We start from the raw sequence: 12079 nt of genomic DNA on the forward strand, positions 1-12079 counted from the left end.
GTGGCGTCGCCCGGCCTCGGCCGGGTGACGGCGGTGCCCGATCAGGCGATGTCCATCCGCCGGGCGCACCAGCGCGACCGGCCGGCGCGTGCGGTCAGGCGATGGCGGTGTGCAGGCGCACCATCGCGACCGGCTCGCCCATGTCGACCTTGCTGTGCGCGCCGTCGGGCGCCCAGCCCGCCGAGGCCAGGAAACCCCGGAGCACGTCGTCGGCGGCGAACACCCAGGCGATCGCCGTCGTGCAGCCGTCCTCGCGCAGGTGGTCGACCGTGGCGGCGAGCAGGCGGCTGCCGTGCCCGGCCCGCCCGTGCGCCGGGTCGACCAGCAGGGTGAGCAGCTCGCCGGTCGTCTGCGGGTCCTGGTCGGGGTCGCCGGCCGGGGCGTGCGCGGCGAACCCGGTGATCACGCCCTCGTCCACGGCGACCAGCAGCCGGTGCCGCGGGCTCGGCGGCGCGGCCACGGCGTCCGCCCAGCGCTCACGCCACAGTGCGACCGCCTCCGGGCCGGTCATCTCGGCCAGCGCCGCCTCGGGGATGACACCGCGGTACCCCTCACGCCAGGCCCGTACCTGGATCTCCGCGACGGCGGCCACGTCTCCCGGATACGCCGCCCGTACCCCCACCACGCCCACCGGTGCCTCAACCCCCTGCTCGTGTCACGTCCGTACGCCGACGACCGTACCGCCCACCGGCCGGTCGGCGTGGAGCGGCGTCAGGTGCCGGGGGAGGCGGCGTCGGTCGCCAGGGGAGTCGCGTCAGGTGCCGGGGGAGCGGGGTCAGGTGCCGGGGCGGGGGCGGCGGCGCGGCGGCGGGCGCGGTAGGCGCGGGTCTTCGTCCGGTTCCCGCACATCCGCATCGAGCACCAGCTGCGGGAGCGGTTCTTCGAGGTGTCGAGGAACGCCCACCGGCACGTCGTCTCCCGGCAGACCTTCAGCCGGGTCCAGTCGCCCTCGGCGGCGCTCCGCATGACCGCCGCCGCGATCGCCGCGAGCCCGCCGCGGACCCCTCCTGCGAGGGGGAGCAGCGCGGGGCCGTTCAGGGACACGCGCAGGGGGAGCGCGGCCAGGATCCGGTCCAGGTCGGCGGGCGGACCCGCCGCGCCCGGCGTGTGGTGGCCGAGCATCGCGTGCCGGAGACCCTCGCGGAAGGCGACCGCGAGCGCCAGGTCGGCCTCGTCCGCGCGGGCGCCGGGCGGCGTCAGCCCGCGCTCGGCCAGCCAGCCGCTGAGGTCCCAGGGTGCGCCGAAGTCGTCGATGTCGCAGTCGACGTCGTAGGTGTTGACGAAGTCCCGCAGCAGCAGGGCGGAGGCGCCCTCTTCCATCGGAGGAGCGACCGAAGGCGGTGTGCTCCTGGTGCGCTCGCTCACGCGCCCTCCCATCTCGGCACCAGCGTACTTCCATCACCGGTGACGGGCGGGCGGGTCAGGGTCCTGTTCCAGGGGCCTCGTCGTCCTCCCGCTCGCTACGGACGAGGAGTCCGGGGCGGGCTCGGGGAGGCGGCCGCGGCCAGGGTCCGGGCGAAGCGGGCCGCGCCTTCGGTGAGCTCCGTCTCGCCGGCCGCCGTCCCGTAGCTGAGCCGCACGCGCGGCCTGGGCGGCTCGGCGGGGAAGTAGCGCCGTCCCGGGCTGACCAGGACGCCCCCGCGCAGCGCGGCCTCGGCCAGGGCGACGTCGTCGACGCCCTCGGGCAGACCGACCCACAGGTGCAGGCCCCCACGCGGCCGGACGGCGGGAGACAGCCCGGCCGTCGCCAGCGCGGTGGTGAGCGTGTCCCGCCGCCGGCGCAGCTCCTCGCCGACGGTGCGCAGGTGACGTGGCCAGGCGGAGGAGGTGACGAGCTCCACGGCGGTCTCCTGGAGCGGCCGGGCGACGAAGAACGACTCGACGGCCTGGGCCGAGCGGATGCGTTCGGCGACCGGCCCCCGGGCGATCACGGCGGCGACCCGAAGGCTCGGCGCGGTGGCCTTGGTGAGCGACGCGATGTGCACGACCCGGCCGTCCCGGTCCGCTGCGACGAGCGGCGGTGGAGGCGGGTCGATCGCCAGATGGCGGCTGTAGTCGTCCTCGACGACGAACGCGCCCGCCGCGCGGGCGACGCTCAGGACCTGCTCGCGGCGCGGGCCCGACAGCACCGCGCCGGTCGGATTGTGGAACGTCGGCTGGCAGAACAGCGCGCGTGCCCCCGTCGCCGCGAACGCGTCGGCCAGCAGGTCGGTGCGCAGGCCCTGGTCGTCGATCGGCACGGGCACGGGACGCAGCCCGGCGGCCCGCGCGGAGGCCAGCGCGCCGAGGTAGGTCGGCGACTCGACGAGGAGCGGCGCGCCGGGTGGCAGCAGGGCGCGCAGGATCAGGCTGATCGCGCTCTGGCCCCCGCTGGTGATGGTCACGTCGGCCGCGGTGACGTCGCCGCCGGCCGTACGGGCGAACCACTCGCGCAGGTCGCGCAGGCCCGGCAGCGGCGGGCGCTCCCACGCGTCCGGCCGGCGGGCCGCCCGCGCGGCCGCCGTGGCCAGCGCCCGTACGGGCTGCAGGGCGGGTGCGAGATAACCGCCGCTGAGCGCGATCACGCTCTCGGGCGCCGGGGTGAGCAGGCCCACCACGCCCTCGGCGTCGACGGTGCGGTCGCCGAGGGCCACCGCCTGCCAGTCCAGATCCGCCGGCTCCGCCGGAGCGGGCCGTGGCCGTTCGGCGACGTACGTGCCGCTGCCGGGCCGGGCGACGACGAGGCCCTCGGCGGCGAGCAGCCGGATCGCGCGGGACACGGTGACGGGACTGACCTGGTACCGGCTCATCAGCGACCGGCTGGAGGGCAGCCGGTCGCCGGGGCGCAGTCTCGCCACCTCGGCCCGCAGCTCCTGGGCGAGACCGGCGATACTGCTATCGTTATTCATGAAGAATCAGGATATCGCTACTCTCCGGGTCCCGGTAGCGCTGCCCGCGGGCTTCGGCGCCGCCGCGCTCGGCGTCCTCTCCTTCTCCTTCACCCTCCCGGCCACCGAGTTCGCGCTGCGCGGCTTCGACCCGTACCTGATCGGCGTAGGGCGGGCCGGCGTCGCCGCCCTCCTCGCCGTCGTCGCGCTGCGGCTGATGCGCGCCCGGCGGCCCCGGGGGCGTCAGTGGGCCTCGCTCGGCGTCGTCGCGCTCGGCATCGTGTTCGGATTCCCGGTGCTGTCCACACTCGCCCTCGACCACGGCTCCTCCTCGTCCCACGCCGCCGTGGTGGTCGGCCTGCTCCCCGTCATGACCGCGATCTTCGCCGTCGTACGGGCCGGTGAGCGCCCCTCGGCTCTGTTCTGGGCGGCGAGCGTGGCGGGTGCGGCGGTCATCGTCGTGTTCACCCTGCGAAACGGGGTGGGGCGTTTCTCACTCGCCGATGCACTGCTGTTCGGCGCGCTGGTGACGTGCGGCCTCGGATACGCGGAAGGCGGCCGGCTGGCCCGCGAGATGCCCGGCCCGCAGGTCGTGTCGTGGGCGCTCGTCCTCGTCGCGCCGATCACGGTGCCCGTCACCGTGGGGCTGCTGGCCGCGACGCCCGCGCACTGGAGCGGCGAGGCGGTCGCCGGCCTGGCGTACGTGTCGGGCGTGTCGATGTTCCTCGGGTTCTTCGCCTGGTACGCCGGGCTCGCGAAGGCGGGGGTGGCGCGGGCGAGCCAGGTGCAGCTCGCCCAGCCGCTGCTCACGCTCGTCTGGGCGTGGCTGCTGCTCGGTGAGCACGCGGGCGCCGGAACGGTCGTCGCGGCGGCCGGCGTGCTGGTGTGCGTCCTCCTCGCCCAGCGGGCCCGCGTCGCCCGCACCGCCGCACCGCCCTCCTCCGTGGCCGCCCCCGAGGCGCTGCCGCACGGCGCGCGCGGAGAGGGCTGAACGGCGGAACGCTCGGTAAAGGTCTCGGCGGAAGACCGCAAACCGCGCCGAACCGAGCCGACCGTGCTCTCGTCATGGCCGAAACCGCGCACCGCCCCCGACGCCGCGCGCCATGATGGGGGCCCGCCAACGCGATCATGAGGAGAACGGTGGGCGACGGTTCGTACGAGATGCATCCGATCGGCCGGGTCGAGTCGCCGCTGACCGACCGGGCCACGGCACCCCGGCAGGGCGACGAGGGCGCGCCGGACGCCTGGCTGGTCTTCCGCGAGGACGTCCGGGAGGGGCTGCGCGACCTGACCGTCGGCGCCCAGGTCATCGTGCTGACGTGGTTCGACCGGGCGTCCCGCGACGTCCTGGTCGTCCACCCGCGCGGCGACCTGGCCCGGCCGCCGCAGGGGGTGTTCAGCACGCGTTCGCCGGACCGGCCGAACCCGGTCGGCCTGCACCGCGTGACGGTTCTGGCGATCGACGGCCTGCGCGTCCTGGTCAAGGACCTCGAAGCCCTGGACGGAACGCCCATCGTCGACGTCAAGCCCGTCCTCGACCAGAACGTCGCCGAACGCTGATCGCGCGCTGCGGCGAACCCGCGGGTGGTTCCGGGCGTCCCAACCCCTGATCGAGGAGGGGCATGACGCGGCGACTCGCCCGCGCGGTGGCATGGGTCTGCGCGACCGTGCTCGGCGCACCGATGATCTTCTTCGGCTACGCCTGGTTCCGGTGGCAGCCGGAGCCACCGGTGTACGGCGGCACCGCGAACGCGCTGTGGGCCCGGCACCAGTGGGTGGGGGAGGCGCACGCCGAGAGCGAGTACCGCGCCCTCGCCGGCATCCTCACCCGAGGTCGGATCACCGATGTCTTCTTCCACGTCGGCCCGCTGACCGGCGACGGGAGGATCCCGCCGGCGCGGTACGGCCACGCCGCCGAACTGCTCGGGGCGCTGCGCCGGCTCGCGCCGGGCGTGCGCGCCCAGGCGTACGTCGGGCAGGTCGAGCGTTCCGGTGGCGGCCCGCTGGACCTGCGCGCGGCGGAGACGCGGGCGAACGTCCTGAACACCGACCGCGCCCTGCTGGACCTCGGCTTCGCCGGCATCCACTACGACATCGAGCCGATCTACCCCGACGACCGGGACTTCCTCGATCTGCTGGCGCGCACCCGCGAGCTCACCCGGGCCCGGGGACGGCTGCTGTCGGTCGCGCTGGAGCAGCCGGGGCTCGCCGACTGGACGCAGCCGCTGTTCCGGCTCGTCCTGCCGCGCGGGGCGGCCCACTATCCGCCGCGGCCCACGGCGGCGTACCTGAAGGCGGTCGCGGACAGCGTCGATCAGGTGGCGATCATGACGTACGACTCGGAGGCGCCGACGCGGGCGCTCGCCGGATGGCACTTCGCCCACCACACCGAGCGGGTGCTGTCGCTGATCGGCGATCGCGTGACCGTCTTCATGGGAGTGCCGACCTACCGGTCGCCGACCCCGTGGGCCGAGGACCTGCCCACCGCGCTGCGCGGCGTCCGGCAGGGCGTCGCGCGGCTGCGCCGCCCGCCCCGGCGGCCGTACGGCGTGGCCGTGTACGCCGACTGGACGACGGACGACCGGGACTGGGCGGCGTACCGCGCCGGGTGGCTCGGCGAACCGCGCTGACCCGGTCCCGGAGAGCGCGCCGCCGGCCGCCCGATCACGTCCCGCCGTACGCGTGTGGGCACCGTCCGTCAGCGGGCGCGTGGACGCCGGCGGACAACCAAATCTGACCCTTGCGATACATGCCGCAAAAGCTGATTAAATGACTCGTCTTCGCAGGTGAAGACCTTCCCTGTGGACCTCCTGACCGCTCGCGGCCATGTGGTCGATTCGTCCTCACACGGGGAAGGATTTCCGGCGACCGTGGTGCGGATCGCCGCGGCTGGCGGTGTGGGAGGTTCGGGAGAGATGCACATGGAGGACACTGTCCAGGGGGCGGCCCTTCAGCTGCAGCAGCTGACGGCCGATTACTCCGGTTGGCGGTTCGGACTCGGAGGCTCCGGGCACTGGTGGGCGGTACGCCGCAACGAGTGCCTGCGCGCGCGGAGCAGGGATGAACTCGAGCTGAAGCTGCGTGAGCATCTCGGCGCCCGGCAGGACGCCTGACGGGCTCGTGGGTGTCCGGTGCGATCCACCGGACACCTCCAGGCGCGGATGCGCGCGCCTCGGTGGCCGGTGCGCCGGTCGGGTGGGTGACCGGCGCGGAGAGCCCCAGACCCCTGCCACCGAGGCGCGCATCCTCCGCCGGGAGGAGCTCCGCCAGCCCCGCCAGACCCCGGCGGAACCCCGTCCCAACCACTCCAACGTACGAGAGCCCGTGAAGGTTCTCCGGTAACGCCGGTTTTCTGAATTCCGATGCTGAAGGTGACGTCGTCAGAACGCGTACCCCCGAGCGTGTTCTGGCGGCGTCTTCCTCGTCACGGCCGTCCGAACGGGCCGAAGACCCCGCTGACACGGGCGGTTCCGCGCCCCGGGACGAGGCCGGGCCGAGATCCGGGTCGGACGACACGGAGGTCCCCGCGGCTCCCGGCCACCGCCGATGCCCGGTAAGTTCGGAACATGGCACCCAGCACGAACGCCCTGTCGCAGGGACGTGACGACTCCGCGCCCTTCGGCCGGATGCTGACCGCGATGGTCACCCCCATGGCCGCCGACGGCACCATCGACTACGACGGGGCGGCACGGCTGGCCGCCTACCTGGTGGACGAGCAGCGCAACGACGGCCTCGTCATCAGCGGGACCACGGGAGAGTCGCCCACGACGAGCGACGAGGAGGACGAGCGCCTGCTGCGCACCGTCCTCGAGGCGGTCGGCGACCGCGCGACGATCGTCGCCGGCGTCGGCACGAACCACACCGAGCACACGCTGAGGCTGGCGCGCCAGGCCGAGCAGGCCGGTGCCCACGGCCTCCTGGTCGTCACCCCGTACTACAACAAGCCGCCGCAGGAAGGACTCGCGCGCCACTTCACCACGGTGGCCGACGCGACCGGCCTGCCGGTCATGCTCTATGACATCCCCGGCCGTACCGGCACGCCCATCGCGGCCGAGACGCTGCTGCGGCTCGCCGACCACCCGCGGATCATCGCGGTGAAGGAGGCGAAGGGCGACCTGTTCGGGGCCTCGAAGCTGATGGCGGAGACGGACCTGGTGTTCTACTCCGGCGACGACGCGCTCAACCTGCCCTGGCTGTCGGTCGGCGCGGCCGGGTTCGTGAGCGTGGTCGGCCACGTCGTCGGCGCCGACCTGCGCGAGATGATCGACGCGTTCCTCGGCGGCGACGTCCGGCGCGCCACGGAGATCCACCGCAGGCTCCTGCCCGTCATCACCGCCGTCATGACCCGCACCCAGGGCGTCATCGCCACCAAGGCCGCGCTGTCCCTGCTGGGGCTGCCCGGTGGCACCGTCCGCCCGCCCCTGGTGGACGCGACGCCGGAGTTCACCGCCGCGCTGCGCGAGGACCTCATCGCCGGCGGCGTCAAGATCGTGGAGGGTCCGTGAGCGGACCACAGGTTCCAAGGCATCGCCGGAGAGGCGAGCCGCTGAATAGGTAGGAGGGCGCGTGACCAACGCGCATGACCACGCCCCCGCGCGATCAGGCGAGGGGGCGTGGCGATGAGTCATCCGCATCCCGGTCTCGGTACTCCGCGGCCGCTCGTCCAGGGCGGCCTGCGGATCGTGCCGCTCGGCGGCCTCGGCGAGATCGGCCGCAACATGACGGTGTTCGAGTACGACGGCCGGTTGCTGATCGTCGACTGCGGCGTGCTGTTCCCCGAGACGGAGCAGCCCGGCGTCGACCTGATCCTGCCGGACTTCGACTACATCCGGGACCGCCTCGACGACGTCGCGGCGGTGGTCCTGACCCACGGGCACGAGGATCACATCGGCGCCGTGCCGTACCTCCTGCGCGAGCGGCCGGACATCCCCGTCGTGGGCTCCCGGCTGACCCTCGCGCTGCTGGAGGCCAAGCTCGCCGAGCACCGCATCACGCCGGTCCTGATCCGGGTCGCCGAGGGCGACCGGCAGTCCTTTGGATCGTTCGACTGCGAGTTCCTCGCGGTCAACCACTCGATCCCGGACGCCCTCGCGGTCGGGATCCGCACGCCCGCCGGCCTGGTGCTGGCCACCGGCGACTTCAAGATGGACCAGCTGCCGCTGGACGGCCGGCTCACCGACCTCGGCGGGTTCGCCCGCCTCGGCGCGGAGGGCATCGACCTGCTGCTGTCGGACTCCACCAACGCCGAGGTCCCCGGCTTCGTCACCAGCGAGCGCGACATCGGCGTCGTCCTGAGCGACGTGGTGCGCGTCGCGGAGAAGCGCGTCATCGTCGCGTGCTTCGCCTCACACGTCCACCGCGTCCAGCAGGTCCTGGACGCCGCCCACGCCTGCGGCCGCAAGGTCTGCCTCGTCGGCCGGTCGATGGTGCGCAACATGGGCGTCGCCCGCGACCTGGGGTACCTGCAGGTCCCCGGCGGGATCATGGTCGACCAGAAGGAGATCGACGACCTGCCCGCGGACAAGGTGGTGCTCGTCTGCACCGGCTCGCAGGGCGAGCCGATGTCGGCGCTGTCGCGGATGGCCAACCGGGACCACCAGATCCGGATCGAGGAGGGCGACACGGTGATCCTCGCGTCGTCCCTCATCCCCGGCAACGAGAACGCCGTCAACCGCGTCATCAACGGCCTCACCCGCTGGGGCGCGCGGGTCGTCCACAAGGGCAACGCGCTCGTGCACGTCTCCGGTCACTCCCCGGCCGGCGAGCTGCTGTACGTCCTGAACATGACCCGGCCGAGCAACTTCATGCCGGTGCACGGCGAGTGGCGTCACCTGCGCGCGCATGCCCGGCTGGCCGAGCTCACCGGCGTCCCCCACGAGAACGTCATCCTCGCCGAGGACGGCGTCGTGGTGGACCTGGTCGACGGCAAGGCGGAGATCGTCGGAGCCGTCCGCGCCGGGTACGTCTACGTCGACGGCCTGTCGGTCGGCGAGATCACCGAGACCTCGCTGAAGGACCGCCGCATCCTCGGCGACGAGGGGTTCGTCTCCATCGTCATCGTGGTCGACTCCGAGAGCGGCAAGCCCCTCGGCGGCCCGGAGATCCACGCCCGCGGAGCCGGCATTGACAGCTTCGATCCGGTCATCCCGCGCATCGAGGATGTTCTGGACACCGCCGCCGCCGACGGCATCAACGACATCCATCAGCTCCGGCAGCTCGTTCGCCGCACGGTGGGCCGATGGGTCAACGAGACCTTCGGCCGCCGCCCGATGATCATCCCGGTCATCGTCGAGGTCTGATCTCCCGAAGATTCGGTCCGGTCCCGCGCGGACCGGACCGAATCGGCGCCCGGGCGGGGTCGGACGGTCGGTTCGGTTCGGTTCGGTGCCCGGGCGGGGCCGGACGGTCGGTTCGGTTCCGTTCGGTGCCCGGGCGGGATCGGACGGTCGGTTCGGTTCGGCGACGGCCGATCGACGACACGCCGTAAGGCGAGGTTCAACCGGTGGCGGGCGGCGCGCCGCTAGTCTCGCCATCATGGCCACACGTACGCCCGGGGGTGCGAAGGGCTCCTCCTCAGGTACGCGTGGCGGCACGGCGCGAAGGCCCGCCGCCCGTAAACCGGCGGCCGGAGGCAAGGCACCGGCCGCGAAGAGCCCCGCGCGCGCGTCCGGGGCCCGTAAGCGCGCACCGGCCGCGTCCCGCCCGGCGGCGCGCCCCCGCACCCCGCAGCGGCCCGATCCGATCAGCACCCTGTTCATCGGCTTCTGGCAGTTCGTGGCGCAGGTGTGGCTGCTCCTGGCCCGGCTCGTGGGCGGGTCGGCGCGGGCGTTCGGGCGCGGGGCCCGCGAACTGGACGTGGAGCACCGCCGGGACGGCCAGGGCCTCGCCTTCCTCGGCCTGGCCATCGTCCTGGCCGCGGCGACCTGGTTCGACCCGCAGACCTGGGTGCTGAAGAACCTCGGCCGGCTGATCCGCGACTGCCTGGGGTCGCTGGCCATGGTGCTGCCGCTGATCTGCCTGCTGCCGGCCTGGCGGCTGCTACGCCACCCCGATCGCAACGGCGACGTCGGCCGCATCCTCATCGGCTGCGCGGCGCTGGTCGGCGGCATCGTCGGCATCATCCACATCGCGCACGGCACGCCGTACCCCAGCGCGGGCGAGCACGCCCTGCAGAACAGCGGCGGGCTGATCGGCTGGCTGCTGTCCGCGCCGCTCACCAGCACCGTTACCGCGTTCGTCGCGGTTCCGTTGCAGCTGCTGCTGGTCGGCTTCGGAATCCTCGTCGTGACCGCGACGCCCGTGCACCGGGTGCCGGACCGCCTCGCCGAGCTGCGCGACCGGATGCTGCTGCGCGAGGCGGAGGCGTTGGAGCTCGAGCCGGAGCCGGCGAAAAAGACCGCAAAGAATGGGAAACGGTCCCGCAAGACCGAGGTCGAGGTCGGCGAGCACGCCCAGCCGTACGACACGCCGGTCGTGTCCGAGACCAAGGTCGTCCGCGCCGACGAGATCTTCGAGGAGGACGACCGGCCGAGTCTCGCGGACGAGCTGCTGGAGCCTCCGGAGCCGCCGGCCCTTCCCGCGCCGCCGGACCCGACACCGGCACCGCGGATCACCGAGCAGCTGACCCTGTCGACCTCCTCGCCGGGTGACGGGTCCTACACGCTGCCGGCCCCGGGCGTCCTGAAGGCCGGATCGGTCGTCAAGCCGCGCACCAAGGCGAACGACGTCGTCGTGAACGCCCTGTCCGAGGTGCTCGACCAGTTCAACATCGACGCCCAGGTCACCGGCTTCACCCGCGGTCCGACGATCACCCGGTACGAGATCGAGCTCGGCCCCGCCGTCAAGGTCGAGCGGATCACCGCGCTGGCCAAGAACATCGCCCTCGCCGTCAAGAGCGCCGACGTGCGGATCATCTCCCCGATCCCCGGCAAGTCCGCGATCGGCGTCGAGATCCCCAACACCGACAAGGACATCGTCAGCCTGGGCGACACCCTGCGGTCCCCGGTCGCGACGAACGACCACCACCCGATGCTCGTCGGCCTCGGCAAGGACGTCGAGGGCCGCACGGTCGTCGCCAACCTCGCCAAGATGCCGCACATGCTGATCGCGGGTGCCACCGGCGCCGGTAAGTCGACCTGCATCAACGGCCTGATCACCTCGATCCTCATGCGGGCGACGCCCGACGAGGTCCGCATGGTGCTCGTCGATCCCAAGCGCGTCGAGCTCACCTCGTACGCCGGCATCCCGCACCTGATCACGCCGATCATCACCAACCCCAAGAAGGCCGCCGAGGCGCTGCAGTGGGTGGTCGGCGAGATGGACCGCCGCTACGACGACCTCGCCGCCTCCGGGTACCGCCACATCGACGACTTCAACAAGGCCGTCGTCGCCGGCAAGCTCACCGCGCCGCCGGGCAGTGAGCGCGTCTACCAGCCGTACCCCTACCTCCTCGTGATCGTCGACGAGCTGGCCGACCTCATGATGGTCGCCCCCCGCGACGTCGAGGACTCGGTCGTGCGCATCACCCAGCTGGCCCGCGCGGCGGGCATCCACCTGGTGCTGGCCACGCAGCGGCCCAGCGTCGACGTCGTCACCGGCCTGATCAAGGCGAACGTCCCGTCCCGGCTGGCGTTCGCGACCTCCAGCCTCGCCGACAGCCGCGTCATCCTCGACCAGCCGGGCGCCGAGAAGCTGGTCGGCCAGGGTGACGCGCTGTTCCTGCCGATGGGCGCCAGCAAGCCCATGCGGCTGCAGAACGCCTACGTCTCCGAGAAGGAGATCCACGAGGTCGTCGAGCACTGCAAGAAGCAGGCCGAGCCCGACTACCGCGAGGACGTCGCCGCGGCGGAGACGCGCAAGAAGGAGATCGACGAGGACATCGGCGACGACCTCGACCTGCTGATCCAGGCGGCCGAGCTGATCGTCTCCACGCAGTTCGGCTCGACCTCGATGCTGCAGCGGAAGCTGCGCGTCGGTTTCGCGAAGGCCGGACGCCTCATGGACCTGCTGGAAAGCCGGGACATAGTGGGCCCCAGTGAGGGGTCGAAGGCACGCGACGTCCTGGTCAAACCCGACGATCTGCCCGGTGTGCTGGCAACCCTGCGCGGAGAGTAGCGATCGAGATCGTGGGGTAGCTGACTTAGTGCGCGTTGCAGATCGCTTCTCACGCTCCGCCTTCATAGACTGATCGCGGAGCGGGGAGGCGACCCGGC

The 12079-nt window shown here is 72.9% G+C and carries 10 protein-coding genes; 7 read left to right on the forward strand and 3 right to left on the reverse strand.

Going from position 1 to position 12079, the window contains the following annotated elements:
* Positions 1 to 94: 94 nt before the first annotated feature.
* From NE234_RS03100 to NE234_RS03110, 3 genes are all read right to left on the reverse strand, one after another.
* Positions 95 to 631 carry a GNAT family N-acetyltransferase gene (locus NE234_RS03100; protein ID WP_252776722.1) on the reverse strand — a complete coding sequence of 179 codons (537 nt, stop codon included), beginning with the start codon at positions 629 to 631 and terminating at the stop codon, positions 95 to 97.
* 80 nt (positions 632 to 711) lie between these two features.
* The gene (locus NE234_RS03105; protein ID WP_252776723.1) at positions 712 to 1365 is read right to left on the reverse strand and encodes a CGNR zinc finger domain-containing protein; all 654 of its coding nucleotides are present in this window, start codon (positions 1363 to 1365) and stop codon (positions 712 to 714) included.
* 95 nt (positions 1366 to 1460) lie between these two features.
* Positions 1461 to 2888: an aminotransferase-like domain-containing protein gene (locus tag NE234_RS03110; protein WP_252776725.1), complete on the reverse strand. Its 1428-nt coding sequence runs from the start codon at positions 2886 to 2888 to the stop codon at positions 1461 to 1463.
* On the opposite strand from NE234_RS03110, the gene NE234_RS03115 reads away from it, so the two are divergent.
* The 7 genes from NE234_RS03115 to NE234_RS03145 all read left to right on the forward strand — a co-directional run bounded on the left by NE234_RS03115 (position 2887) and on the right by NE234_RS03145 (position 11981).
* On the forward strand, positions 2887 to 3858 hold the full coding sequence (locus tag NE234_RS03115) for a DMT family transporter (RefSeq protein WP_252776727.1): 972 nt from the start codon (positions 2887 to 2889) through the stop codon (positions 3856 to 3858). The two genes, NE234_RS03110 and NE234_RS03115, sit on opposite strands and share 2 nt — an antisense overlap.
* A gap of 149 nt (positions 3859 to 4007) precedes the next feature.
* Entirely contained in the window at positions 4008 to 4427 is a 420-nt protein-coding gene (gene tsaA, locus NE234_RS03120; protein ID WP_252776729.1) for a tRNA (N6-threonylcarbamoyladenosine(37)-N6)-methyltransferase TrmO, read from the forward strand.
* Between the two features lie 62 nt (positions 4428 to 4489).
* Positions 4490 to 5497 (forward strand): glycoside hydrolase family 18 protein, encoded by a 1008-nt coding sequence (locus tag NE234_RS03125; protein ID WP_252776731.1) that lies wholly within the window; start codon positions 4490 to 4492, stop codon positions 5495 to 5497.
* A 291-nt stretch (positions 5498 to 5788) separates the two neighbouring features.
* Positions 5789 to 5980: a hypothetical protein gene (locus NE234_RS03130; RefSeq protein WP_252776761.1), complete on the forward strand. Its 192-nt coding sequence runs from the start codon at positions 5789 to 5791 to the stop codon at positions 5978 to 5980.
* A 453-nt stretch (positions 5981 to 6433) separates the two neighbouring features.
* Positions 6434 to 7372: a 4-hydroxy-tetrahydrodipicolinate synthase gene (gene dapA / locus NE234_RS03135; RefSeq protein WP_252776763.1), complete on the forward strand. Its 939-nt coding sequence runs from the start codon at positions 6434 to 6436 to the stop codon at positions 7370 to 7372.
* A gap of 114 nt (positions 7373 to 7486) precedes the next feature.
* A complete protein-coding gene (locus NE234_RS03140) occupies positions 7487 to 9166 on the forward strand; it encodes a ribonuclease J (RefSeq protein ID WP_252776765.1) in 1680 nt (559 codons plus the stop codon).
* A 235-nt stretch (positions 9167 to 9401) separates the two neighbouring features.
* The gene (locus tag NE234_RS03145) at positions 9402 to 11981 is read left to right on the forward strand and encodes an FtsK/SpoIIIE family DNA translocase (RefSeq protein ID WP_252776768.1); all 2580 of its coding nucleotides are present in this window, start codon (positions 9402 to 9404) and stop codon (positions 11979 to 11981) included.
* Positions 11982 to 12079: the final 98 nt, after the last annotated feature.

The sequence above is a fragment of the Actinoallomurus rhizosphaericola genome (assembly GCF_024055675.1).
Lineage (GTDB): Bacteria > Actinomycetota > Actinomycetes > Streptosporangiales > Streptosporangiaceae > Actinoallomurus > Actinoallomurus soli.